Source organism: Streptomyces sp. NPDC060002, assembly GCF_042737245.1.
GTDB lineage: Bacteria > Actinomycetota > Actinomycetes > Streptomycetales > Streptomycetaceae > Streptomyces.
On sequence record NZ_JBHWUW010000067.1, the window covers coordinates 18,754 to 40,723 of the forward strand.

28 protein-coding genes and 1 pseudogene are annotated in these 21,970 nt (G+C 70.4%); 19 read left to right on the forward strand and 10 right to left on the reverse strand.

Translation table 11 applies throughout. The features are described 5' to 3' along the window. Nucleotides 1–280: 280 nt before the first annotated feature. Nucleotides 281–829 carry a GNAT family N-acetyltransferase gene (locus ACFWBD_RS36235; RefSeq protein ID WP_385676669.1) on the reverse strand — a complete coding sequence of 183 codons (549 nt, stop codon included), beginning with the start codon at nt 827–829 and terminating at the stop codon, nt 281–283. Nucleotides 830–1,123: 294 nt separating this feature from the next. Here ACFWBD_RS36235 and ACFWBD_RS36240 point away from each other — a divergent pair, with 294 nt between their 5' ends. After that, nucleotides 1,124–1,513: a DUF6059 family protein gene (locus tag ACFWBD_RS36240; protein WP_385676672.1), complete on the forward strand. Its 390-nt coding sequence runs from the start codon at nt 1,124–1,126 to the stop codon at nt 1,511–1,513. Between the two features lie 91 nt (nt 1,514–1,604). Here ACFWBD_RS36240 and ACFWBD_RS36245 read toward each other — a convergent pair whose 3' ends face one another. Continuing rightward, a complete protein-coding gene (locus ACFWBD_RS36245; RefSeq protein ID WP_385676675.1) occupies nt 1,605–2,483 on the reverse strand; it encodes a sigma-70 family RNA polymerase sigma factor in 879 nt (292 codons plus the stop codon). 94 nt (nt 2,484–2,577) lie between these two features. Between ACFWBD_RS36245 and ACFWBD_RS36250 the strand changes: the two genes are divergently transcribed. After that, nucleotides 2,578–3,027, forward strand: a complete 450-nt coding sequence (locus tag ACFWBD_RS36250) for a carboxymuconolactone decarboxylase family protein (protein ID WP_385676678.1) — start codon at nt 2,578–2,580, stop codon at nt 3,025–3,027. 180 nt (nt 3,028–3,207) lie between these two features. Continuing rightward, nucleotides 3,208–4,026 carry an SGNH/GDSL hydrolase family protein gene (locus tag ACFWBD_RS36255; RefSeq protein ID WP_385676681.1) on the forward strand — a complete coding sequence of 273 codons (819 nt, stop codon included), beginning with the start codon at nt 3,208–3,210 and terminating at the stop codon, nt 4,024–4,026. A 101-nt stretch (nt 4,027–4,127) separates the two neighbouring features. Here ACFWBD_RS36255 and ACFWBD_RS36260 read toward each other — a convergent pair whose 3' ends face one another. Next, nucleotides 4,128–4,310, reverse strand: coding sequence for a DUF6233 domain-containing protein (locus ACFWBD_RS36260; RefSeq protein ID WP_385676684.1), 183 nt, complete (start codon nt 4,308–4,310; stop codon nt 4,128–4,130). Between the two features lie 52 nt (nt 4,311–4,362). On the opposite strand from ACFWBD_RS36260, the gene ACFWBD_RS36265 reads away from it, so the two are divergent. The 3 genes from ACFWBD_RS36265 to ACFWBD_RS36275 all read left to right on the forward strand — a co-directional run bounded on the left by ACFWBD_RS36265 (nt 4,363) and on the right by ACFWBD_RS36275 (nt 5,278). Next, nucleotides 4,363–4,623 carry a type II toxin-antitoxin system Phd/YefM family antitoxin gene (locus ACFWBD_RS36265; protein ID WP_385676687.1) on the forward strand — a complete coding sequence of 87 codons (261 nt, stop codon included), beginning with the start codon at nt 4,363–4,365 and terminating at the stop codon, nt 4,621–4,623. Beyond that, a complete protein-coding gene (locus tag ACFWBD_RS36270; protein WP_385676690.1) occupies nt 4,620–4,865 on the forward strand; it encodes a type II toxin-antitoxin system RelE/ParE family toxin in 246 nt (81 codons plus the stop codon). Before ACFWBD_RS36265 ends, ACFWBD_RS36270 begins: the two co-directional genes overlap by 4 nt. 62 nt (nt 4,866–4,927) lie before the next feature. Beyond that, nucleotides 4,928–5,278, forward strand: a complete 351-nt coding sequence (locus ACFWBD_RS36275) for a hypothetical protein (protein ID WP_385676693.1) — start codon at nt 4,928–4,930, stop codon at nt 5,276–5,278. A 53-nt stretch (nt 5,279–5,331) separates the two neighbouring features. Here ACFWBD_RS36275 and ACFWBD_RS36280 read toward each other — a convergent pair whose 3' ends face one another. Further along, on the reverse strand, nt 5,332–7,356 hold the full coding sequence (locus ACFWBD_RS36280; protein WP_385676696.1) for a helix-turn-helix domain-containing protein: 2,025 nt from the start codon (nt 7,354–7,356) through the stop codon (nt 5,332–5,334). Nucleotides 7,357–7,443: 87 nt separating this feature from the next. Here ACFWBD_RS36280 and ACFWBD_RS36285 point away from each other — a divergent pair, with 87 nt between their 5' ends. The 5 genes from ACFWBD_RS36285 (at nt 7,444) to ACFWBD_RS36305 (ending at nt 9,364) form a co-directional block, all read left to right on the forward strand. Further along, on the forward strand, nt 7,444–7,674 hold the full coding sequence (locus ACFWBD_RS36285) for a hypothetical protein (RefSeq protein ID WP_385676698.1): 231 nt from the start codon (nt 7,444–7,446) through the stop codon (nt 7,672–7,674). Nucleotides 7,675–8,401: 727 nt separating this feature from the next. Next, nucleotides 8,402–8,566, forward strand: coding sequence for a 50S ribosomal protein L33 (gene rpmG / locus ACFWBD_RS36290; RefSeq protein ID WP_385676701.1), 165 nt, complete (start codon nt 8,402–8,404; stop codon nt 8,564–8,566). Between the two features lie 45 nt (nt 8,567–8,611). Beyond that, on the forward strand, nt 8,612–8,872 hold the full coding sequence (locus ACFWBD_RS36295) for a type B 50S ribosomal protein L31 (protein WP_385676704.1): 261 nt from the start codon (nt 8,612–8,614) through the stop codon (nt 8,870–8,872). Nucleotides 8,873–8,908: 36 nt separating this feature from the next. After that, nucleotides 8,909–9,031, forward strand: coding sequence for a type B 50S ribosomal protein L36 (ykgO, locus tag ACFWBD_RS36300; RefSeq protein ID WP_385676707.1), 123 nt, complete (start codon nt 8,909–8,911; stop codon nt 9,029–9,031). Nucleotides 9,032–9,151: 120 nt separating this feature from the next. Beyond that, nucleotides 9,152–9,364: a hypothetical protein gene (locus ACFWBD_RS36305; RefSeq protein WP_385676710.1), complete on the forward strand. Its 213-nt coding sequence runs from the start codon at nt 9,152–9,154 to the stop codon at nt 9,362–9,364. A 240-nt stretch (nt 9,365–9,604) separates the two neighbouring features. Here the strand turns inward: ACFWBD_RS36305 and ACFWBD_RS36310 are convergent, their stop codons facing one another. Further along, on the reverse strand, nt 9,605–9,898 hold the full coding sequence (locus ACFWBD_RS36310) for a hypothetical protein (protein ID WP_385676747.1): 294 nt from the start codon (nt 9,896–9,898) through the stop codon (nt 9,605–9,607). A 32-nt stretch (nt 9,899–9,930) separates the two neighbouring features. Here ACFWBD_RS36310 and ACFWBD_RS36315 point away from each other — a divergent pair. Then, nucleotides 9,931–10,047, forward strand: a pseudogene (locus ACFWBD_RS36315) (alcohol dehydrogenase catalytic domain-containing protein); the annotation flags it as partial. 50 nt (nt 10,048–10,097) lie between these two features. Here ACFWBD_RS36315 and ACFWBD_RS36320 read toward each other — a convergent pair. Continuing rightward, nucleotides 10,098–10,943 (reverse strand): helix-turn-helix domain-containing protein, encoded by an 846-nt coding sequence (locus ACFWBD_RS36320; RefSeq protein ID WP_385676713.1) that lies wholly within the window; start codon nt 10,941–10,943, stop codon nt 10,098–10,100. A gap of 234 nt (nt 10,944–11,177) precedes the next feature. On the opposite strand from ACFWBD_RS36320, the gene ACFWBD_RS36325 reads away from it, so the two are divergent. The 4 genes from ACFWBD_RS36325 to ACFWBD_RS36340 all read left to right on the forward strand — a co-directional run bounded on the left by ACFWBD_RS36325 (nt 11,178) and on the right by ACFWBD_RS36340 (nt 13,920). Beyond that, nucleotides 11,178–11,573: an MmcQ/YjbR family DNA-binding protein gene (locus tag ACFWBD_RS36325; protein WP_385676716.1), complete on the forward strand. Its 396-nt coding sequence runs from the start codon at nt 11,178–11,180 to the stop codon at nt 11,571–11,573. Beyond that, nucleotides 11,570–11,938 carry an MmcQ/YjbR family DNA-binding protein gene (locus ACFWBD_RS36330; RefSeq protein ID WP_385676719.1) on the forward strand — a complete coding sequence of 123 codons (369 nt, stop codon included), beginning with the start codon at nt 11,570–11,572 and terminating at the stop codon, nt 11,936–11,938. Before ACFWBD_RS36325 ends, ACFWBD_RS36330 begins: the two co-directional genes overlap by 4 nt. Nucleotides 11,939–12,431: 493 nt before the next feature. Beyond that, complete coding sequence (locus ACFWBD_RS36335; RefSeq protein WP_385676722.1) at nt 12,432–13,187, forward strand: SDR family oxidoreductase; 756 nt, start codon at nt 12,432–12,434, stop codon at nt 13,185–13,187. A gap of 40 nt (nt 13,188–13,227) precedes the next feature. Next, entirely contained in the window at nt 13,228–13,920 is a 693-nt protein-coding gene (locus tag ACFWBD_RS36340) for a TetR/AcrR family transcriptional regulator (RefSeq protein ID WP_358342372.1), read from the forward strand. 387 nt (nt 13,921–14,307) lie between these two features. On the opposite strand, the gene ACFWBD_RS36345 is transcribed toward ACFWBD_RS36340, so the two are convergent. Together ACFWBD_RS36345 and ACFWBD_RS36350 are read right to left on the reverse strand one after the other, a co-directional pair. Then, entirely contained in the window at nt 14,308–15,426 is a 1,119-nt protein-coding gene (locus ACFWBD_RS36345; RefSeq protein WP_385676726.1) for a fatty acid desaturase family protein, read from the reverse strand. A 7-nt stretch (nt 15,427–15,433) separates the two neighbouring features. Next, nucleotides 15,434–16,489, reverse strand: coding sequence for a ferredoxin reductase (locus ACFWBD_RS36350; protein WP_385676729.1), 1,056 nt, complete (start codon nt 16,487–16,489; stop codon nt 15,434–15,436). Nucleotides 16,490–16,575: 86 nt separating this feature from the next. On the opposite strand from ACFWBD_RS36350, the gene ACFWBD_RS36355 reads away from it, so the two are divergent. The 3 genes from ACFWBD_RS36355 (at nt 16,576) to ACFWBD_RS36365 (ending at nt 19,850) form a co-directional block, all read left to right on the forward strand. After that, the gene (locus ACFWBD_RS36355) at nt 16,576–17,715 is read left to right on the forward strand and encodes a PucR family transcriptional regulator (RefSeq protein ID WP_385676732.1); all 1,140 of its coding nucleotides are present in this window, start codon (nt 16,576–16,578) and stop codon (nt 17,713–17,715) included. Between the two features lie 561 nt (nt 17,716–18,276). Next, entirely contained in the window at nt 18,277–18,615 is a 339-nt protein-coding gene (locus ACFWBD_RS36360) for a thioredoxin family protein (protein WP_385676735.1), read from the forward strand. A 398-nt stretch (nt 18,616–19,013) separates the two neighbouring features. Continuing rightward, entirely contained in the window at nt 19,014–19,850 is an 837-nt protein-coding gene (locus ACFWBD_RS36365) for a maleylpyruvate isomerase family mycothiol-dependent enzyme (RefSeq protein ID WP_385676738.1), read from the forward strand. Between the two features lie 377 nt (nt 19,851–20,227). Here the strand turns inward: ACFWBD_RS36365 and ACFWBD_RS36370 are convergent, their stop codons facing one another. Both ACFWBD_RS36370 and ACFWBD_RS36375 read right to left on the reverse strand, forming a co-directional pair. Continuing rightward, on the reverse strand, nt 20,228–20,875 hold the full coding sequence (locus ACFWBD_RS36370) for a GAP family protein (protein WP_385676741.1): 648 nt from the start codon (nt 20,873–20,875) through the stop codon (nt 20,228–20,230). A gap of 492 nt (nt 20,876–21,367) precedes the next feature. After that, the gene (locus tag ACFWBD_RS36375; RefSeq protein ID WP_385676744.1) at nt 21,368–21,733 is read right to left on the reverse strand and encodes an STAS domain-containing protein; all 366 of its coding nucleotides are present in this window, start codon (nt 21,731–21,733) and stop codon (nt 21,368–21,370) included. Nucleotides 21,734–21,970 lie beyond the last annotated feature (237 nt).

The window sequence follows — 21,970 nt, forward strand, 5'->3', positions numbered from 1 at the left end:
CCTCGGCGATGCACGGGACGGCCGGCCCCCGTCACCGCCCAGCCCGTGGACGCCATCGCCGGCGCGGACCCTGGACCTCGACCGGGTGGAACTGCCTGGAGCTCGACTACGGTCCGAGCCGGCCGCCCCGGCACGTTGGGCGGCCCAGCTGGTGGCATCGCTTCCTCGGCAGCTTCTGACGATCACGCCGACAGGGCCAGGCCGGTGCCCGCCAGGAGCCCCTCCACACCGCAGGCATCTTCATCTGGTCCGCTGCCTGATCCGGGAGGAACGACCTGGCTCAGCCGGACGGAGCGGCCGGGGACCACACGCCGAACCACTGGTCGGCGCCCCACTCCTGGAACCTTTGCACCTCGGTGAACCCCAGCTTCGCCGCGAGGCGCATCGAGCGGTCGTTGGCGGTCTGGGTGCAGAGCACCACCGGCGCGCCGGGAAGCGCGTCGGCGAACCAGCCGAGCGCTGCCGCGCACGCCTCGGCGGCGTATCCGCGTCCCCATGCCTTCGGCAGGAACAGGTAGCCGAGTTCGGCCTCCCCGGCATCCGGACGGACCTGACTGCGATGCTCCGCGTCGCGCCGGTTGAGCTCGATGGTGCCGATCATCGCTCCGTCGGCCTCGACCACGAAAAGGCCGGGGCGCCGCCCGGGCACCTCAGGCACCGCGCGTTCCAGCTCATCACGCGGCCGAGGGCCGCCGATGTAGGCGCCCACCTCCGGCGAGGCGAACAGCTCGATGAACGCCGCACGGTCTCGGGCCCCGGACCCGCGGAGCACGAGCCGTTCGGTCCTTATCGGGGCAGGTGGCCAGGCGACGGGGCCGAGTCCAGTCATGGCGGGCAACCTATGGCACGCCCCTGAGACCGGCGGCGCCCCGGCGTACCGGTCACCGTCTCCCGGCCCCGTCGTTCGCGCCACCCGCCCCGGGCCCTGGTCATGACAGCCTGCAGGTTCCCGCTGCCCCGGCCACCGGCTGCCCGAACCCCTCGTCGGCCGCCCTCGCCGCACACCAACGAAGCCGGCAGGCGGATCCCAGGCGCAGGCCCAGCCGGCTTCGACCGAGACCCGAGTCTTCTCGGGCACTGTGCAGAGCCGACCGGCCAACCCCGGGGGGAGCGGAGGAAGGGCATGGAATGGTCCGCGCGGGACGCGCTGCACAGCCGGCAGCGGCACCCCACGGCCGCCGCACGGGCGGGACGCATCGTCGTCCGGCACTGTGTCCTGCCCGTATGGCGGTCCCTGGTGGCCTACGGCCTGATGTGCCTGGGGCTGGTGGGGCGCGACGAGGCGCCCGTACAGCCCGGGCCCGACAAGGACACCCTGCGCGCCCGGCCGCGTGGCTGCGAGCAACAGGGGCAGGGGCCCGGGGCCGGGCGCGGCCCGATGCCCGGTGTCGTCGAACCGCCCCCGGGCCACCCGGAGCGGCTGCGGCCCGACATGCCGCTCACCGAGGTGGAGCGGGCACTGGCGCGGCAGTTGTCGGGTTCCCTCACCAACGACGACCCCACGGTGAGCTGACCGCAGACACGCCGTAACGCAGGGCCGCGGCCGGCGCCCTCGTCGGCGAGGGTCCGACCGCGATTTGACGGCGGCCTGCCCCGGCAGGGACTCACACCGGATCCGGCAGGTCCAGCAGCGCGAGCTTGGCCGGGTCGATCACGATCGCGATGCCGGTGATCCGGCCGTCGACGACGGTGAACGCGAGGACCGAGAGCGGAGTGCCGTCCTCCCGCCAGGAAATGATCCCCGGGAGGCCGTTGACGAGCACCGCCCGCCCCCGCGCGGCCGCGCTGGCGGACAGTTGCGCGCCGGCGGCGACCTTGGTGGCACCGAGGGTGATGACCACGCCGGCCGGGGTGTCGACGGTCAGTTTCACCTCGGGGTCGAGTACCCGCAGCAGTTCCTCGAAGTCGCCGCGGCGAGCTGCTGCCAGGAAGGCCCGGACCGCATCTCGCTGTTCCCGGCCGACACCGGTCGGCCGCTCCGTCGCCTGCACCTTCCTGCGGGCGCGGCTGGCGAGCATCTTGGCGGCGGCGGTGGACTTGCCGAGGATCTGGCCGATCTCGTCGAACGGCACCGCGAACAGGTCGTGCAGTACGAATGCCAGCCGCTCGCTCGGCCCGAGCGACTCCAGAACCACGAGGAGCGCGAGCCCGACCGAGTCGGCGAGCACCGCGTCGTCCTCGGGAGCGGGATTGTCGTCGAGCGTCACCACGAGGTCGGACAGAGCGTCGTCGTAGGCCGCCACCGGGCGGGCCTGGCGCGATCGCAGGACATCGAGGCTGATCCGGCCGACCACCGTGGTCAGCCAGCCGGCGAGGTTGTGGATGGTCGCCGTGTCCTGGCGGGAGAGCCGCAGCCAGGCCTCCTGGACCACGTCCTCGGCGTCGGCGTGCGACCCGAGCATGCGGTGGGCGACCGCGCGCAGCCGGTCGCGCTGGGCCTCGAACGTCTCGGCCACCGGGTCCGTCGGGCTGGTGTCGGACATGTTGTTACCTTCCTCGGTTCTGCTCCGTCACGGGTGATGACGGGCCCGGAAGGGCGCAGGTAACCGATGCACCACCGACGAAGGAGCAGGACCGATGGAAGCACGTATGAAGAGCCCGGCCGATCCCGACGTGATCACAGCAATCCGGCACCTCTACAAGGCGATTCACGCCGGAGGCGTCGACAAGCGCCTGTTGTCGCTGGTCCATCTGCGTGTCAGCCAGATCAACGGCTGCAGCCCGTGCGTCTTCGCCACGGTCAAGTCCGCGAAGCAGGCCGGTGAGACGGACGAGCGGCTGCACCACGTGGTCGCGTGGCGCGAGACGCCCTTCTACACCGAGGAGGAGCGGGCGGCCCTCGCCCTGACCGAGGCCGCCACCCGGCTCCAGGACGGCGCGGCGGGCGTGACCGACGAGATCTGGGACGCCGCCGCCGACCACTTCAGCGAGGAGCAACTGGGCGCGATCACCCTGGAGATCGCGATGACCAACTTCTTCAACCGGATCAACCGCACGGTCCGGGAGCAGGCCGGCAAGACCTGGTGAGCCGGGCGGGCGTCATCCCGGGCGCAGGCCGCACCGGTCCTGACGTCAAGGGACGACGCCCTGCCGGCGTACCCGTGAAAGTCGTTCAACAGCCTTCATGACCTCTCCTGATACTCACTGATATGACTAGTCACTTTCTTGAGTATGATGTGATGGCGGACCAGGGAAGGCGGACGGCTCATGCCCAGCGGTGGATACGTGCGCTACGTCGCCCTGGGCGACAGCCAGACCGAAGGGCTGGGCGACGGGGACGACAACGTCGGCCTACGCGGCTTCGCCGACCGGCTCGCCGAGCACCTCGCAGCCCTCAACCCCGGGCTTCGGTACGCCAATCTGGCCGTACGCGGACGTACGGCCGGCCAGGTCCGCACCGAACAGCTGGGGTCTGCCCTGGCCCTGTGCCCCGACCTGGCCACCGTCGTCGCCGGGGTCAACGACCTGCTCCGGCCCCGGTACAACGCCGCGGAGGTGGCCGGGCAGGTGGAAGAGATGTTCGCCGCGCTCACGGATGCCGGGACCCAGGTGGTGACACTGACCTTCCCCGACATCGGGAAGATCGCGCCCCTGGCCCGGCCCATCAGGTCCCGCGTGTTCGACCTCAATACCCGTATCCGCGCTGCGGCCGCCCGTCACGGGGTCGCGGTCGCCGAAACCGGCCGACAGACCGTCACCACCGACCCACGGCTGTGGACCGCAGACCGGCTCCACGCAAGCCCCCTCGGCCACGAACGTATCGCCGCAGCCCTCGCCCAGGCCATCCACCTGCCCGGAAGCGACGACGCCTGGACGCTCCCCCTCCCGCCGCACAGGGTTCCCTCGGGCCGGCAAGCCGCAGGAGCCGAACTGCGCTGGGCGGCCGCATACCTCGGCCCCTGGCTCACACGCCGTCTGCGCGGTCAGTCCTCCGGCGACGGCCGCACCGCGAAACGCCCCCGGCTCCTGCCCGTGAGTGCCACGCCCGACTCCGCGGCGGACACCGGTCAAGGGAAATCAGCGTAGGCCAGGCACCGGCCCCCGGGCGGTCTCCTGTCGAACGGCCCGCCACTGTGCCGTACGGAGCGGGCACGTTCACCGCGCGGAAACGCCGGGAGCGCCTGACCTCATCCCACCAGATAGCCCAGTCCGCTGTCCGGCCGGCAGTGAGTGCAGGCGGGAATGCCCTCGGCGAGCCGGCGCGCGTCGCTGGGCCCGATGCCTCGCGAGCGGCCGTTTGCCCGCCAGGTGGCAGCCGCCGGCGTGGACCATGTTGCGCGTCGCGGTTGAGCCCGAGGCTCCAGCAGCACCCGATGGAGTCAGAAGCTGCTGCGATGTGCACACTTGTGTAAGGTGGTGTGCATGATGGAGACGACTTACTCGATCGTGGAAGCCCGCGCCCGCCTGGGCGCCATCGCGCGCGAGGTCAGCGCCACCCGTGAACCGGTCGCCATCACCGACCACGGGCAGACCATCGCGATACTGGTCAGCCCCGCTGATGCCCTCGAACTGCAGGAGATGCGGGCCCTGGCTGCCTACCGTGCGCGCCAGGCCCGGGGCGACGACGCCGGCGTCCCGCATGACGAGGCGTACCGCCGCGTATTCGGTGGAGCCGAGGCGTGAGCTACGAGGTCGTCTGGGAGCCCGAGGCCCTCGCCCAGGTGGAGCGGCTCGCCAAAGACGACCCGGCCGGGGTGCGTCAGGTGTTCACAGCCGTCGACCGCCTCGCCGACGAACCCCGTCCCGACGGCGCGTTCGGCAGCGCCGACCTGCTGCGCATCCACGTCGGAATTTACCGCGTGATGTACGAAATCAGCGATCAGCAGGTCCGCGTCAGCGTGATCCACCTCGGACGCGTGCACTGAGCAGATGGAGCGGGCTGACCGGGTCCGGAGTTCCCCCCGGCCCGGTCAGCGTTTGCGTGGCAGTGACAGGTGTGACGATCGCGTGCGGGCATGGTTCTCCGCCTGGATGGCGACCGGTCACCCCCGCTTCCCCCCGCGAGGGGCTCGCCGCCCGCTACGCGGGCCATCCGGACGGGATCTGCCGGCAGTTGGCCGTCCGCGACCCGGCCGCGGGCCCCGATCTGATCGAGCGGCTCAGCCACGACCCGGACGTCTGGACGCGCCAGGCGGCGGCCGGCGACCCGCGCCTGCCGCTTCCCCGCCTCACCGAGGCTCTCACCGTGCCCGAACTGGCCTCCAGCACGGGGGCCAACCCGGCCCTTCCCCGGCCGGGACGGCCGCGGTCATGGGACGAGGCCGGGGTGCCCGCATGACGACGGGCACCCCGGCGCGCGACGCGGCCGCGATGCCCGGGGCCGGGGCCCGGTCAGGAGGTGGTGCCGAGGCGGTGGATGGTGATGGGGACCGTGGTGCGGTTTCCGGTGCGGTCGATGCCGAAGCGCCCGGTGGCGGCGGGGACGGCGCCGTCGGTGAGGGCGTAGAGGTGGTTGAGGACGGCGTACCGGTTGGGGCGCGGGGTGGTGGGGGTGGTCGCGTTGCGGATGGCGGTGGTGGCGGTGAGGACGGCGTCGTGGGCGAGGACGGGCCAGTAGCCGCGGGTGGCGTGGCCGGCGGGGAACTTCTGCCCGTGGTGCTCGCCGGTGAAGGCCTCGAGGAACTTTTCGTACAGATTGTGATCGCTGTTGCCCGGGTCGCGCAGTCTCGTGGCGCTGGGCAGGGAGGCGTACAGGACGGCGATGGGCGCCTCGCCCTCCTGGTTCAGGCCGGTGAGCGTCTTGGGATCCAGGGCCGCCGTGTCGGACCCTGAGACGACGGTGATGGGCAGGCGGTGGCAGCTGCGCCGGCTGAGAGCCTGGAGGAAGTCCGGCAGGTACTTCTCCCGGGCCGCGAAGTACACGGTGTCGACGGGGCGCTGGGCGTTGCAGAGGTTCTGGCCGATGGCGCCCAGGATCGAGGCCACTCCGCCGCGGGGGTCGAAGAAGAAGTCCGCCATGGGGTCGAGGTGCTTCTTCAGCCCGCTGACCGTGCGGAAGTCCTGGTAGAGGGAGTCGGTGTAGAAGTCGCGGGTTCCGTTCGGGGTCACGTAGGTGCGCACCAGCGCGGCGGTGCGCGTGTCGCCGCCCAGTTCCGCGCCGAGCGCCTTGAGCTGGGCCGCGTTGGTCAGGGTGACGCGGACCAGCCCGTTGATGCGTTCCGGCCCCGTCTTCGGGCTGCCGATGGCGCCGGTGGTGTCGAACCCGTCGGCGGTGATGAGGTCGGCGACCATGGGGATGTCCTTCGCGCTGAGCGCGCGGGCGGCGTCGACGGACTCCTGCTGGCTCAGCCCCATGCCCGTGACGGCGACCAGGTTCTCGACCTTGTCCAGCGCGGCGACGGTGTCCTTCCAGTGCAGTTCGCCGCTGCCCATGTTGGCCAGGACCAGACGGATCTTCAGCGGGCCGTCGTCCGTGTTGGCCCGTTCGACGGCCGTGTAGGCGCCCTCGACCTCCCCGACGAACTGGTCGAGCGTCAGGTCCTTGGCCTTGCCTGCCTTGCCCACCGAGGTCAGCGGCGCAAGGAACGCGATGGTGACGTACTGGCCGGCGCGGGTCGCCCGGTGGTTCTCCGCGCCGATGGCCGTCAGCACCGGCTCCAGAGCGGAGCCGAACACGTCGGAGCGGTCGAGGCCGTCGGTCACTCCCGTGCATTCCCCGCCGGCCTCGGTCACCAGCGCCGGGTTCTGGGTCCCGCAGTGCTCCTTGCGGTACTTCTCCTCCCGCTGCCTCTCCTCTTCCCGCTGCTCGCCGTGCCGCACGTTCTGATCGTGCTGGTCGACGGCATACACGCCGGTGGCGGCCGCCGTGAGCGCGAGGGCGGCGCAGACCGCCACGCCGGCGCGGTGCCGCGCCAGGCCGGCCCGCCATGCCCGCCACCGGCCGCCGTCCGCAGGCGGGGTGACAGCCGGGGACTCCGCCGGCGGCTTGCCGGGGTGCGCTGCCGGCGGGGAGGGAACCGGCGGCGGGGTGACGGCCGGGGGAGGGGAAGGGGAAGGGACCGGGGGAGGGGGCGCGGCCGCGGCGTCAGGGCCACCGGAGGCCGGGGATGCCGCGGCCAGTTCCCGCCAGGCCTGCTGCCAGGGCCCGCGCTGCGCCTCGTCCAGACCGCACGCGGCCAGGAAATCGGCGACGAACTCCCACTCCGGCAGCCTGTCCCGCGACAGCACATTGGAGACGGTGGCCGGCGGAAGCCTCTTGCCCTGCCGCTGGCTGGCCTGCTCGAGCTGGGCGAGCGACACGCCGAGCCCGGTGCGCAGCCTCGTCAGTTCCTCACGGAACTGCTGCTGGCTGCCGATCCCCGGCGGCACGGTGTCATGCTCCGCCTGCCGCCTGCCGGGCACCTGATCAAACACCATCACACACCTCCCACGGGGAGGGCCGTCATGATGCCGGGCACACCGGCCGGGGACTGCTGCCGGAGGCGAGGACTGTATCGATGCAGCATGAACGAATTCCTGTCTTCCTGGGCGCGGCGCCAGTACACCGCCCGGAGCACCCCGTGCCCGGTTACCGGCCGGACCACGAGGGTTTCGAATTCCCCGTTCCTGTATTCAGTGAAGTTCCGCGGCATGACTGTTTCGCGAGCGGAACTCAATAAGGGGCGAGGCATCTCCTGCCGGATCAGCATTCCGCTTTTCCGTTACCCGCTGACGGGTATTCCGATTTATTTCTGAAGTCTTCGGTCCGTGTCGCATATCGACCGGCTTCTTGCTGCGGCCGTCGGTGCACCCGGCCGCAGCGCCAGCCCCCGATCCCGGCCCGCACCACTGTGACCTGCATATACGGCGTTCCGAAGCCTCGGCGTCCCTTCCGAAGGCTCCCGAAGGGGCGAACGATCTTGTGGTGACGGCGGTTCGGTGATGAGCTGGGAGACGGCGGCCCGGCCGCACCCCGTAGCAACTGTCCTGTCTTCCTGGGCTCGGCAGCACGACCCATCGGGGAACGAGGGGGTTCCTGTTACCGGCGGGGACCCCCTCCGCACGTTCTTGCGGCGCCCCACAGGGCGAGACCTCAAATCCAACGGAATCAGGGACCCGCTCGGGAAGTCCGGCAGCCTCCGGTGGATCACGTCGAGGAAGTCATGGGGCCGGATCTGCCCATTTCCGCCTTGCGGCTGGCGAAGCGGGAACGGGCCGCTCACCGCCGCCGGACCGGAACGCGCCGGAGGCGGTTGACCCGTGCCCGCCAGGCGAGTTCCGAGCCCGCCCGCCCTGTGGACGCCAGGCACATGCGCGGCGCATGGGTGACCATGCCGGCCTGTCGGTAAGCGGCCGCGCTGACGTGCCTGCGGCAGTGGGGCTCCTGTGCCGGTCGGGAATGGGACGGCAGGAGCGGTTGTTCCATGACACGAACCTGACATACGCCGGTCAATGCCGGTGGTGTCGGTGAAAGGAGGGCTTCATGGCACGCAGCACCGTGCGTCCCGTCGTCACGCTGAAGTCGACGGCCGGGACCGGCGTCACCTACGTGACGCGCAAGAACCGCAGCAACGACCCCGACCGGCTCGTCCTGCGCAAGTACGACCCGCTCGCCGGGACGCACGTCCCCTTCCGCGAGGAACGCTGAACCACGCCTCCGCCCCGGGCGGACGGCCATGAGGAAGGAAACCCCGTGAGGCCCCGCATCCATCCCGAAACCCGGCAGGTCGCCTTTCGTGACCGCGCCGCAAACGCCCTGTTCCTCACCCGCTCCACAGCGGCCTCGGCTGAGACGATCGAGTGGGAGGACGGCAACACCTACCCGCTGATCGATGTCGAGATCTCATCGGCGAGTCATCCGTTTTACACCGGGACCTCGCGGGTCGTGGATACCGCTGGGCGGGTGGAGCGGTTCGAGCGCCGCTATGGCCGCGCAGCCACGGCCCGGTCCTGACCGCGGGCCGTCATCCGAACAGAAGGAAGCAGATCCATGAAGGTGCGTAAGTCCCTGCGTTCACTGAAGTCCAAACCGGGGGCTCAGGTGGTCCGCCGCCGGGGCGTGGTCTTCGTCGTCAACAGGAAGAACCCGCGCTTCAAGGCCCGCCAGGGCTGACGGCGCCCTTCGAGTCGGCCGGCCCGGCCCCGCGTGTCGCGTCGTCAGGCCGACCGCGTGTTGCCCGGCTTCCCGACCGCGTGTTGCCCGGCTTCGCCGGGCATCCAGGCCGGCCAAGGCATGCTGCCCGTCCTGCATGCTCCCCGCGCAGAGACGGGCGAGGCCGCGGTCCACGCGCACGATCCGGCACAGCCGAAGAAGACGACCGCCGCGCACGATCCGGCACAGCCGAAGAAGACGACCGCCTCGCACGATCCGGCACAGCCGAAGAAGACGACCGCCGCCAGGAAGACCGCGAAGAAGACGGCGGCGCGCAGACCGCGCAGCTCCTGACGCGCCCGTACGGCCGCGTGCGGGGAAGATGGCGGTAGGGCTCCCGTCTCGTGTTTCCCCCGAGCCGGGACGGGAGCCCGCTCCGGCCGGTGGCCGGGGCGGGAATGCCCGCGCGGTTGACCGTGTTGTGCAGAACGTGGTTGTGGAGGGGACAGTGTCCCCGGGCCTCACCTATTGCCTGCGGGGACGATCGTTCGGCTGAAGCCCCGCAGAGCCTTTCGCCGCGTAGGCGACCGCCCTTCACGACCACGCTTTTCCTCTGCGGCCCCGGCCGGCGTCCTCGCCGGCCGGGGCCGCACACGTTTCCCGCCTTGACCTGCTGTTCATGGTGTAGAGGGTCAGGTCGTGCACGGTCCGGTGAGGCAGAGGCAGAGGCAGAGGCAGGTCCAGGGGCTGGTAGGTCAGCTCCAGGTCGCCGACCTCGGGGTGCCACAACCGCTTGATGCCCTCGTGGCGGATACGGACGTCGTGCGCCGCCCACTGGCTGCGGAACTCGGGACTGAGGGTGGACAGTTCACCGATCAGCTCGCGCAGGGGCCGGTCCTGGGGTTCACGCTCCCGCCCGGATGGGCCACGAGTTCATCGGCGTCGTCGAGGACACCGGCTCGGAGGTCACCACCGTCAGGCGCGGCGACCTGGTCGTCGCCCCCTTCGCCATCTCCGACAGCACCTGCGGAGTTCTGCCGCGAGGGCCTGCACACCTCCTGCGCCCGGCCGGAAACCACCGAGATCGTCAACCAGGGAGAGGAGGGGGGACGGTCGTGGCCTCGCCGGCCGCGAAGGCGGCCGGGGTGAGACCGGTGCGGTCGCGGAAGAAGCGGCCGAAGTTCGCGGGGTCGGTGAAGCCGAGGTGGACGGCCACAGCCCGGGCATCCCACCGGGCACCTCCCAGCAGGCGCCGGGCTTCCAGGAGGCGCCGCTCGTCGATGAGTTCACGTACCCCCTTGCCGGTGGCGTCCCGGGCGGCACGGCTCAGGGTGCGGACCGAGCAGCCGAGCAACTCGGCGTAGTCCGCGGCGTGGTGCAGCTCGCGAAAGTGCAGCTCCAAGGCGTCCAGGAAGCGCCCGTACCTGTCGGCACGGCCCGCGCCGGCCGTGGCCGTGCCGATGGGGGCGATGCCCAGGGAGTTGGCCAGGCGCAGCAGCAGCGATTCGAGCAGGCTGCGCCGCAGGGCGTGGTGGACGCCGAGGGGGCGGCGCCCCAGTGCGCGGTGTTCGTCCAGCAGCTGGAGCGCGGTCTGCTGGAGCCAGGCGGTGTCGTCGGGGTGGGGGCTGAGCACGGCAGGGGCCTCGTGCGCGGTGAGCGGGGCCAGGAGAGCGGCGAGGTCGGGCCGCAGCACGTCCGGTTCGAACAGGATGAACGGGCCTCGGGCCGCGCCGGGCGGATGCCAGCACTGCGCGTGCCCGGGACGCACCCACAGCCACTGGCCGGGGGCGACGGTCCGCGTGACGTGGTCGACGTCGTGCCGCAACTCACCCTCGGTGACCAGGATCAGGTAGTGGAAGGTGGCACGGCCCGGACGGGGCGGGTTCCACGGCCAGTCGTCGTGCTGGGCGAAGAAATCCTCGACGGTACTCACCTCAAGGCCGTACGGAGTACCGACCGGGGGCAGGAAACCGTACAGCGGGACCGCAGCTGGGCCGGCCTGCCTGCTCGGCCCGGAGTGTCGCTTGTCGACCATCACGTGTCCGCAGCCTACCGCCCTTCCAGTCGGCTTCGACGCAAGGATGGGACGTGCCACCGCGCCCGCGCGGCGCGCCCTCCGCCTCCTTCGATGCCACAGTCCGTCACCACCTGAGAAGGCTCACCACCCATGAACGGATCGGCCCTGCACAAGACCGCCGCCGACTGCGCGGAGGAACTCCCCGGAGCCCGGCTGGAGCACCCCTTCGGCCCCGACTGGGAGGTCTACAAGGTACGCGGCAAGGTGTTCATGCTGATGACCGAAGTCCCGGGGCGTCCCGTCGTGATCCTCAAGGCGGACCCCGGCGAGGCCCACGCCCTGCGGGAGCAGTACAGCCACATCACCCCCGGCTACCACATGAACAAGAAGCACTGGATCACCCTGGAGAGCGGAGAAGGAGTCGACAAGGAGCTCGTCAGGGAGCTCGTCACCGACTCCTACCGGCTCGTCGTCGCCCATCTGCCCAGGGCCGAGCGGCCTGTCGACCCGCACACCTACGGCACCGGCACGCGGGCGGCCCGGTGAACGCGGCCGGTGACCGGCTCCAGGACACCGCCCGCCAGGCGGCCCTGGCCCTCCCCGACGTCAGCCACGGCTACCCCTTCACCCCGGGACTCGACGTGTACAAGGTCGCGGGCAAGGTGTTCCTGATCGTCACCGACGACCCGGACGATCAGATCATCACGGTCAAGTGCGAACCCGAACACGCCCGCGCTCACGTACGCGGCTACGCCTCGATCACACCGGGCCGCTATCTCGACAAACGCCACTGGATCTCGCTCGGGCCGGGACCCGGCATCACCGAGCGGCTGGTCACCGACGCGGTCGAGGATTCCTACGGCCTGGTCGCCGAGCGGCTGCCGCGACGCGACCGCCCCGGTGCCCGATGAGCGTCGCGAGCTTCCCCGCGAACGACTGAGCCCTCGCTCGTCAGCGTCCCGTGAAAGGGCTCGCCCCGTCCGCGCACGCCCGTCTGCGACCCGGCAGACCGATGGAACCGGGCGTAGTGACCTGCCGCTCTTGGGCGAGGAGTCCTCCCGGCCGGTCGCCGACCGCCTGCGCCCCACAAAGCTGGAAGACGTCGTCGGGCAGGACCACCTCTTGGCCGCGGACGCCGCTGCCGGGCCCGCACGGTCGCCCGGCAGCGCCTCGGCTCCACCATCCTGCGGGCCCGCCCGGCGTCGGGAAGACCACCGTCGCCCGGCTCCTCGAGGACGGCAGCGGCATGGCCTTCGAGCCGGTGTCGGCCGCCTTCTCCGGCGTGGCCGAACCGCTCCAGGCGCCGATGGTAAGTGGATCGACTTGCCTCCAGGGCGGCGCGGGAGTTACCTTCAAGTGGTGAGTCCATCGACTTACCTCACGACTCGGCAAGGAACAAGGAACATGAATCGTCTTGCGGGCAAGCGCGCCCTCATCACCGGCGGCACGAGTGGGATCGGTCTGGAGACCGCGCAGCGTTTTGTCGCGGAAGGGGCCGACGTGCTGGTCACGGGGGTCACCCCGGCCAGCATCGACAAGGCGCGGCAGATCCTCGGGGACAAGGTGCCGGTGGTGCGGGCCGATGCGCGCGATCTCGATGCGCAGCGCGGCCTGGCGGAGCGGGTGCGTGAACACTTCGGGGAGCTGGACGTGGCGTTCCTGAACGCCGGCGTCTCGGACTGGCGGCCGTTCGAGGACCACACGCAGGACAGCTTCGACCGGCTCTTCGACATCAACGTCAAGAGCGTCTTCTTCCTCACGCAGGCCCTGGTGCCCGTGCTGGCCAACCCGTCCTCGGTCATCCTCAACGCGTCCAACAGCGCGCACGGCGGTTACGGGCAGTCGAACGCCTACGCCGCGACGAAGGCGGCTGTCGGCTCCCTGATGCGGTCGTGGAACGCGGACCTGCTCAGGTCGCACGGCATCCGGTTCAACGCGGTCAGTCCCGGCCCGGTGGACACCCCGCTGTACTCGAAGCTCGGGATCGAGGATCCCGCGCAGCAGACGGCGGTTCTGGAGGCGATCAGCTCCGGCATTCCGCTGGGGCGCATGGGTCTGCCCGAGGAGGTCGCGGAAGCCGTCGTGTACCTGGCCTCCGATGTCTCCGCCTTCGCTGTGGGCCAGGACCTTATCCTGGACGGTGGCCAGACCGTTCTCTGACAGCGAGGATGCGGCTGGGAGACGGGCGAGGGGCGTGGGTATGTCGGTGGCGGACCGTGACCGAGCGGAAACCGGTGGCGATACGTGCCAGGCCGGGTATCACGCGCAGATCAAAGCGGAGAACCGCGCGCGCATCATCCGCGCCGCCCGCGACCTCTTCCTCGCCCGGGGATACGACAAGACCTCCCTGGCCCAGATCGCCCGGGAGGCCCGCGTCTCCACCGGCACCCTCTTCAAGCGGTACCCCTCCAAGGCCGCGCTGTTCGCGGCCGTCACCTCCGAGCAGTGGCAGCTGGATGTGCAGTACGCCGAACCGCCCCCGCCCGGTGACCCCCGGTACGGTCTGGACCACATCGGCCGCGACTACGCCTGCCTGGTCTCGCGGCCCGGCACGGCGGCGCTGTGCCGCCTCATCATCACCGAACTTCCCCAGATGCCGGAACTCGCCGACATCGTCGGCACCGGCTTCGCCATCGACCGCGGACCCTTCTTCGACCGGCTCCGCGACTACCTGGACGCCGAAGCGCAGGCCGGCACACTCGACTTCCGTTCGGCCGACGGACAGACACAGCCGGCATCCGCAGTGGCCGAACAGTTCCTCGGCATGATCTGCGGCCAGCTCCTGTGGCCCCAGCTCGTACGGACCGACTTCGTCCCGCCCGACCCCACCGACACCACGATCGTGGACGAAGCCGTCGCCCTCATGCTCACCCGCTATCGCACCGGATCCTGAACCCCGGACCACCAGTTCACGCTGCCAGGACCCCGGCACGTCGCCCTACCGGCAGCAGCGCAGGGTCGGACACAGGGGCGGCGAGCATCGGTTCCGGCAGTGTCCACGTCACAGCCCATGCCTTCCGCCCAGCCCGCCCGTCGGCGGACCGAGTGCGCGTACGCACCCGACTACCGGCCCGACCACGGCAGGTCAGCGCACCACAACACCTCGCCGGGGGCTGTGTGCTGAGCTCCTGGCGCACGTCCGGGCAGCGCGCCGGACACCGGGCTGCCCGGATCCCGTGTCGTACGGTCTGATGTCGCGGCCGCCCACCGTCAGCAGCGGATCTCACCGAAACCGGCGGTGCCGCCGGTACGGCCGAAAGATCTGAACCAATACCGGGAATCAGGCCGCGACGAGCTCCTGCTCGCGGTCCGGCGTCTTGACCTTGGGCTTCTTGTTCGGCAGCGAGAGCCGGAAGACCTTGTGCCACGCGGAGAACACCTGCTTGGGCAGCGGCCCGGTGACGTACTCCAGCTCGTACTTTTCGAACAGCGCGCGCACCTTCACCGCGACCTCGGCGTACCGGTTGCTCGGCAGGTCCGGGAACAGGTGGTGCTCGATCTGGTGCGACAGGTTGCCGGTCATGAAGTGCATGGCCCTGCTGCCGCTGATGTTCGCCGAGCCCATCATCTGGCGCAGGTACCACTGGCCGCGCGTCTCGTCCTTGATCGACCGGCGCTCGAAGACCTGCACGCCCTCGGGGAAGTGCCCGCACATGATCACCGAGTGGGTCCAGACGTTGCGGACCAGGTTCGCGGTGAACGTGGCGGCGAGCGTGGGGAGGAACGAGGGGCCCGACAGCAGCGGGTGGATCACGTAGTCCTTGAGCACCTGCTTGCGGATCTTGCGGCCCACGGCCTTGGCCCGCGCGCGGAACTCCGGGTTCTTGCGGCGGCGCTTGTGCAGGTTCTTGGCGAGCTCCAGGTCGTACGCTGCGATGCCGTACTCGAAGAAGCAGGCGTTGATGAAGTTCCACAGCGGCTGGCCGAGGTGGAACGGGTGCCACCTCTGGTCCTCGTCGACGCGCATGATGCCGTAGCCGAGGTCGTTGTCCTTGCCGATCACGTTGGTGTACGTGTGGTGCAGCTCGTTGTGCGAGTGCTTCCACTGCTCGGACGGCGAGACGTGATCCCACTCCCAGGTGGTGGAGTGAATCTTCGGGTCTCGCATCCAGTCCCACTGGCCGTGCAGGACGTTGTGACCGATCTCCATGTTGTCCATGATCTTCGCCACGGACAGACCGGCGGTGCCGAGCAGCCACGCGGGCGGGAAGACCGAGAACAGCAGCACGCCCCTGCTGACCAGCTCGAGCTTGCGCTGCGCCGAGATGACCTTACGGATGTAGGCGGCGTCTTTCTCGCCGCGGCCGGCGATCACCTCGTCGCGGATCGCGTCCAGCTCGCGGCCAAGCTCCTCGATCTGCTCCGCGGTCAGGTGGGCGGTGGGGTCGATGGCGGTCAAGGTGCTCCTACCGTTCGATGTCGCAGGGGCCCGCCGCGGCGGACACGCAGGTCTGGATGAGGACGCCCGGCTCGGCCTCGGTGATCTCGCCGGTGCGCAGGTCGCGGACGGCGCCCGCCTTGAGCGGCGAGACGCAGCCGAAGCAGATGCCCATGCGGCACCCGGAGGGCATGAGCACGCCGGCCTCCTCGCCGATGTCCAGCAACGGCGTGGCGCCGTCCGCGTCGACGGTCTTGCCGGTGGCGCTGAACGTGACCTCGCCGCCGTCGCCGGCGACGACGATGCCGGGGCGGAAGCGTTCGGTGTGCAGACGCTCTTGGACGCCGTGCTCGGTCCAGTGCTCTTCGGCGGCGTCGAGCAGGCCCGCGGGCCCGCAAGCCCAGGTCTCGCGCTCGGCCCAGTCGGGCACGAGTTCGTCGAGACGGGCGATGTCGAGCATGCCGTCCGTGTCGGTGTGCACCTCGGTGAGCCGCAGCTTCTTGTCCGCGACCAGGTCGTGCAGTTCGTTGCGGAAGATCACGTCTTGCGGCTGTGGCGCGCAGTGGACCATGACGACGTCGTCGAACTCGATGTCGCGCAGCATGCCCATCACGGGCGTGATGCCGCTGCCGGCCGTCAGGTAGAGCACCTTGGCGGGCTTGGCCTGCGGCAGCACGAAGTCACCGGTCGGCTGGTCGAGCTGGATCAGCGTGCCCGGTTTCGCCCTGCGGACCAGGTGGTTGCTGACCCTGCCGTCCGGGATCGCCTTCACGGTGATCGTGACGCGGCCGTCCTGGCGGTTCGTCGGCGAGGTGATGGAGTAGGCACGCCACAGGCGCACCCCGTCGACGTCGACCCCGATCCGCACGTACTGACCGGCTGCGTGGCCGCGCCAGCCCCGTCCCGGCCTGATCACGACAGTCGCGGCGTCACCCGTCTCGGGGTGCACGGCCTCGATGCGCCCACGCAGGTCAGCGCCCGCACGCAGCGGGCTGACCAGGTCGAGGTAGTCCGACGGCAGCAGCGGCGTCGTGACCATCTCCAGCAGTTTCCACGCCCTGCTGCGGAGGGCTGCACTCGTCATGACTCCAGCTTGCTGCGCCTCAAGGCGTAAAGTCCTGACCGCAGGACGTAAATCTGGTCGGCTGAATTGTTCGCAGGGAACAAAACGTGAGCCATGCAATCCGGAGGGCCAGCGAACTGGCCCTGGACGAGACGACGGTCACCGCACTTCGGGCCGCGCTGAAGACCACCGCCGACGAGGTCGTCCAGGCGATCATCGACGAGGTCCCTCCCTACGCCAACGCCCTTTCGGGCCGCATGGGCGCCACCATCCGCCGAGCCGTCCGCACCGCCCTGGGGCACTACCTGGACCTCGCGAGCGGGAACGCCACAGGCGGCGACGCCGGAGACGCGGCCTACGAGCTGGGCCGCGGCGAGGTGCGCGACGGCCGTTCGATGGACGCCCTGCTCAGCGCCTACCGCGTCGGCGCCCGCGTGGCCTGGCGATGCCTGGCAGCGGGTGCCGTACCCGCAGGTCTGCCCGCCGCCGAGGTCGCCAAGTTCGCCGAACTGACCTTCGCCTACATCGACGAGCTCTCCGCCGCGAGCGCCGCGGGCCACGCCGACGAACTGGCCGCCCGGGGCAGGGCCCACGAGCGCCACCTGGAACACCTGGCCCGCGACCTCCTCGCCGGCGCGAGCCCGGACGTGCTGCTGGCCTCTGTTCAACGGGCCGGGTGGCAGCCTCCGGTTTCGCTGACCGCGGTCCTGCTGCCCGCCGCCCAGGCCCGGCCTGCCTACCGCGCGCTCGACCCGAGCACCCTCGTCCTCGACGATCTGCCGGACGCCACCGGTGTGCTGCTCGTCCCCGATGCCGACCGATCACATCTCTTGCGGCAGCTGACCGACCGCACCGCCGTGGTCGGCCCGGCCCGGCCATGGACTCGTGCGTCCGCCTCGTACGCACGAGCCATACGCGCGCGCTCCCTCTCCTCTGATATTCGCGACACCGAGGACCACCTGCCCGAGCTGGTGCTGAGCGCCGACGTGGACGCGTTCGCAGACCTGCGTGCCCGAGCCCTCGCACCGTTGCGGGCCTTGCCTGTCGCGACCGCACGGCGGCTGGAGGAGACATTGCGGGCGTGGCTGCTGCACCAGGGCAGGCGGGACGAGGCGGCGGCGGCGTTGTTCGTCCATCCCCAGACGGTCCGGTACCGGATGTCGCAGCTGCGGGAGCTGTTTCCGGATCTCGCATCGCCACACCGGGTCCTTGAACTGACGCTGGCGGTCGGTCTTCGGGTCAGCTGACGCCTACTTCGACCGCCCACGACCGCGTCCGCGAGCGGTCCAGGAACCGTGCCTCGTTCTCGGCGCCATCAGCTGGCTCATGCGGCCCGGGGAAGAGCGGTATCAGCCGGCTGAGACCCGGTGGGTTGATGTGAAGACAGACAAGGCCTCGGGAAGCCCGTCGGGGCGCTGTCTCTGAGAAGCGCGGTGGCGGATACGGCTCGACTGGATCCGGTGGACGATGCGCACCGGCCCGCTCGTCGACGCGCTCATCGAGCATCTGGTCGGCGATCTGGCCCGCTATGCCCTGGAGAACGGCTTTCATGTCGTCGTGGAGAGCGCTGCCCTGGCACGAGCTGACCCACGGGCGCGCGGCGGGCTGCAGCTGGGTGACCGGCGGGGCGGCCAGGCCGGTCACCAGGGGCGGGGGACCGGGCCGCTCGCGCCGGGGACCACCGTGGTTCTGCGACGGCCCCATGCCTCCCTTCCGACAGGTCAACCGGACGACCGACCGGGCCGGCCTGGCACACCGCGCGAGGGATGATGGGGATGGAATGACGGAACGTGAGGTCAGGAGATTCCATGGCGAAGCGGGTTCACCAACCCCGTGAGGACGCGGAGTTCAATTTCATCCTCGGGATGAGCGCAGTCCCCGTCCTCGCATACTTCACCGGGACATGGCCCAAGGCAATCGAGCCCTGCCGTGCGATGGACCTCGTCATGGGTGACATCGCCGACGACTACACGGGCCGCCTGACGGCCGTCCGCGCCGACATCACGCGTTGTCCGGCCGCAACCGAGCGCTACGGGATCACCGGAGCGCCGTCCTACGTCCTGCTGAAGGAGGGAGAGGCGGTGGCGCACGGCACGGGGCCTACGACCATCGCCGAGGTACGGAAGTTCCTGGACGGCCACCTCTGAGCGGCCGCTGCGGCACGTGGCCGCGACGCCCGCCACGTCTCGTCCATGGGAGCTGCGCCGCCCGAGACACGTTGGGGCTGAGGCACCCCCACAGGTCACATGACGCCGTGCAGCAGCGGACCGCTGCCCTGCGCGGCGGAGAAGCGGGCGGAGGCCTGAGAGCTGTGGAACTGGTCGTCGGACGTGCCGTTGAGCAGATCCTTGCCGGTCGCCTGGTATCGCCTGGCAGTACGCGTAACGCATCAGGCCGCACGTGCAGGTCCGCATACCGCATCGGACCGCACCCCGAGGCCGGAGCACACCGTGGAGTGCCAGGGCTTGTCGCGCGCCTTCGGGTCTGATTGGGTTCGGCGCGCCTGACACGCGACGGACGCGGTAGGCGGGAGGGGGAAGGCTGCATGCAGCCTACGGCGCAGCAGGACATACACGGGCCGCTACCCGCCGGGCTCGCACGAGCGATACGTGAGACCGCCGGTGACATCGCCACGCTGTTGAACAGCGCCTCCGGCACGGCCGTTCCCGTACCGGATTCGCAGTGGACGGTCGGCGAGGCGGCCGCCCACCTGGCACTGGCCAATGAGTTGATGGCCGACCTTGCAGCCGGGCACGAACGCCCCTACGGGGATGGCACGCCGCAGAGTCTGGCCGCCGCCAACGCACAGGCCCTCGCCACGTTCGGGCAGCGCGGCGCGCAGCCGCTGGCGTCGATGATCACAGAGCAGGCCGACGTATTCCTGGACGCCGTGGATCGGGTCGCGAGGGACGAGAGCACCGCCGGGCCGGCACTGGTCACGCCACTGGGTCCCATGGACCGGCACGTTCTCGCGTCGTACCTGCTGACGCACATGCTGGGCCACGGCTACGACCTCGCTCGGGCATTGAAGCGCCCGCACATGATCGACCCCGACCGGGTCGGGCTGTGCATGCCGTTCATGCTCTCGGTCATGCCGCGCGTCGTCGACACGGACGCCATCGCTGATCTGACTGTCCGCTACACCATCCGCCTCCGGGGCGGCGCGGCGTTCGACGTCAGCCTGGGCGACGGCGCCGTAAACGTGTCTCCGACGCCGCTGGAACGTCCGGACTGCACCATCCTGATCGAACCCGTGACCTTCCTCCTCATAGCGCTGGGCCGCCGCAACCCGTGGCGGGCCATCGGGCAGGGTCAGGTACTTGCCTGGGGGCGCAAGCCCTGGCTCGCGCCCCGCTTCCCGACCCTGTTCACCGCGCCTTGAGTCACCTCCGCTCCGGACCACTAGACCCTGAATTTAACCTTTTCATTTACCCTTGTTGCGAGTGTCGGGGGCGTTGCGAGCGCCCTTGTGCGCACGGCGCCGAGCCTCTGTGTCATTTGAACTCGAGCGCGTGACATCGAAGTTCGGGTGTTGTCGACGCCACTGCTCAACAGGCTCCGTGGCCGATCCCGTGACGGCGCCGCACGCCCAGGGCATCGTGGGAGCCGATTCGTGTGGCACCGGCCGGTCGACGGACCAGGGAGAGAACGGCGGCCTCGTCCTCGGCGGCCTTGTCGTCGAGCAGGAGCCGGTCGGCATACGCCCCACCACCGGGAACGCGTGGGGGAGTGGTGGTGCCGCCGCCGGGGCCTCCGCTGTCAGGCGGCGACCAGCTCGGCGATGCTCCGGGCCGCCAGCCACAGGCCGAGGAGCAGGGAGAGCGTGACGACCAGCTGTTCCTGATGCTGCGCGAGCCAGCTCCGCAGGGCGTTCAACCGGGTGTTCGCGACCGCGGGCGCCCAGACCACGTACATCTCCATGACGATGAGGCTGAGTGTGGCCAGCAGGCAGTAGCCGGCCAGTGCGAGCCAGTCGGAGAGGGCGGAGAGGTTCGCGTCGACGGCGGTCGCGGCGCCGGCGCCGACCAGCGCCCAGGGCTGCAGCAACCATGCCAGGCCGGCTGCCGCGGCCGGGGAGGCGTTGTCGATCCGGGCGGTCCAGCGGGGTGGGCCGTGCGGGCGGGGCGGCCGGCGGTGCCGGTGTGCGCCGTACAGCACCAGTGCCAGGCCGATGACGAGTTTCGCAACGATCACGGCGGTCGAGGGCACGCTGTGACGGGCCGGGGGCTGACCGCCGGTCAGCAGCATCACACAGGCGATCACCACGACCAGGTTGGCCAGCCACGACAACAGGAACGCCAGACCCTGGCGGACGCCGTGCCGCGAGGAGAGAAGCAGGATGAAGGCACTGTTGTGCAAAGGCCCCAGGGTGACTGCCATACCGATCACCACCAGGTCGAGGACCATCGGATCAGCCGCTCCTGGGTGTCAGGGCCGCCTGCCATCTGTGGACGGGCGGACCGGCCGGCAGAGTGAGGCGGTGCGCCGCTGCGGCGCCGCCTCCCGACTCTGCAGGCGACGACCCCGCTGGTCAAGCAGGCCACGCCCGCATGGTGGCACCGGCTGACCCCGGACGCAGCAGATCCGCAGTCCTCGCTCGCCGCCGACACCACCCCGCATCTGAGCGCCGACATCGGAACGCGAAGCGGAATCGGTCGACCTGCCCGGCCTGCTCCGTGACACCGCCGCCGAGCACCCGCGCGAGGTCGTACGCACGCTGGCCTCCGTCGGCGACCGGGTTCGAGGTGCTGCGGGAGGTCTCTCGGCGCGCCGGCGTCAAACTGCACACGGTCGCGGAAGTCGGCCTGGGCGTAGGCGGGCCGGTGCCGGTGGGCCAGGAGTTGCAGGTGCAGCCGCGCCGTCACCAGGACGCCATGGGCCCGGCTGAAGTCGGGGCGGTCAGGCTTTCAGAGCCTGCTCGACAGTGGGATGGCATGGGATGAAGGTGTCGACGCCGACCATCTGCAGCAGACGCACGACGGACTCCTGGGCGCCGGCCATGCGCAGCCACCCCTGAGCCTGGCTCACCCGCAGGTGGGCGGCGGCGAAGACGTTGATCCCGCTGGAGTCCATGAAGGTCACACCGCTGAGATCCGCCACGATCCGGGGCGGCGCCATGCCGTCCTCAGAGGCCAGCGCCTGGCTGAGGACGTCTTTGACGTCGTGGTCGATCTCGCCGTCCACGGTCACGACGAGGACGCCGTCGACCACCTCGGTCTGGACGGAGAACCGGCCGGGCCGGCTCTCCTTCTGGATGTGGGTCACCGTCTCCTCGACTGCTCCTGGGGTATGCCTGATGCGATCGCGGGGATTCGGCCCCGACGTGTCGCCCTCCATTACTGCGCATGACCGTACCTCACCATCCAACTCTAGAAAATCTATGCCGACGGGAGTAGACATTGGTCGATGGTGTGGTTATGGTTTCTCTCGTAGCCCAGAGAGACAGCAGGGCCTGGCAGACACGAACTGCCGGGCGGCAGTACCGCGGTTGCAGTGCGCAGG

Excerpts from the sequence above, each read along its gene's own strand:
- ACFWBD_RS36235 (WP_385676669.1), bottom strand. The coding sequence starts at position 829 with ATGACTGGACTCGGCCCCGTCGCCTGGCCACCTGCCCCGATAAGGACC.
- ACFWBD_RS36240 (WP_385676672.1), top strand. The coding sequence starts at position 1,124 with ATGGAATGGTCCGCGCGGGACGCGCTGCACAGCCGGCAGCGGCACCCC.
- ACFWBD_RS36245 (WP_385676675.1), bottom strand. The coding sequence starts at position 2,483 with ATGTCCGACACCAGCCCGACGGACCCGGTGGCCGAGACGTTCGAGGCC.
- ACFWBD_RS36250 (WP_385676678.1), top strand. The coding sequence starts at position 2,578 with ATGGAAGCACGTATGAAGAGCCCGGCCGATCCCGACGTGATCACAGCA.
- ACFWBD_RS36255 (WP_385676681.1), top strand. The coding sequence starts at position 3,208 with ATGCCCAGCGGTGGATACGTGCGCTACGTCGCCCTGGGCGACAGCCAG.
- ACFWBD_RS36265 (WP_385676687.1), top strand. The coding sequence starts at position 4,363 with ATGATGGAGACGACTTACTCGATCGTGGAAGCCCGCGCCCGCCTGGGC.
- ACFWBD_RS36280 (WP_385676696.1), bottom strand. The coding sequence starts at position 7,356 with ATGGTGTTTGATCAGGTGCCCGGCAGGCGGCAGGCGGAGCATGACACC.
- ACFWBD_RS36285 (WP_385676698.1), top strand. The coding sequence starts at position 7,444 with ATGAACGAATTCCTGTCTTCCTGGGCGCGGCGCCAGTACACCGCCCGG.
- rpmG (WP_385676701.1), top strand. The coding sequence starts at position 8,402 with ATGGCACGCAGCACCGTGCGTCCCGTCGTCACGCTGAAGTCGACGGCC.
- ykgO (WP_385676707.1), top strand. The coding sequence starts at position 8,909 with ATGAAGGTGCGTAAGTCCCTGCGTTCACTGAAGTCCAAACCGGGGGCT.
- ACFWBD_RS36305 (WP_385676710.1), top strand. The coding sequence starts at position 9,152 with ATGCTGCCCGTCCTGCATGCTCCCCGCGCAGAGACGGGCGAGGCCGCG.
- ACFWBD_RS36325 (WP_385676716.1), top strand. The coding sequence starts at position 11,178 with ATGAACGGATCGGCCCTGCACAAGACCGCCGCCGACTGCGCGGAGGAA.
- ACFWBD_RS36335 (WP_385676722.1), top strand. The coding sequence starts at position 12,432 with ATGAATCGTCTTGCGGGCAAGCGCGCCCTCATCACCGGCGGCACGAGT.
- ACFWBD_RS36340 (WP_358342372.1), top strand. The coding sequence starts at position 13,228 with ATGTCGGTGGCGGACCGTGACCGAGCGGAAACCGGTGGCGATACGTGC.
- ACFWBD_RS36350 (WP_385676729.1), bottom strand. The coding sequence starts at position 16,489 with ATGACGAGTGCAGCCCTCCGCAGCAGGGCGTGGAAACTGCTGGAGATG.
- ACFWBD_RS36360 (WP_385676735.1), top strand. The coding sequence starts at position 18,277 with ATGGCGAAGCGGGTTCACCAACCCCGTGAGGACGCGGAGTTCAATTTC.
- ACFWBD_RS36365 (WP_385676738.1), top strand. The coding sequence starts at position 19,014 with ATGCAGCCTACGGCGCAGCAGGACATACACGGGCCGCTACCCGCCGGG.
- ACFWBD_RS36370 (WP_385676741.1), bottom strand. The coding sequence starts at position 20,875 with ATGGTCCTCGACCTGGTGGTGATCGGTATGGCAGTCACCCTGGGGCCT.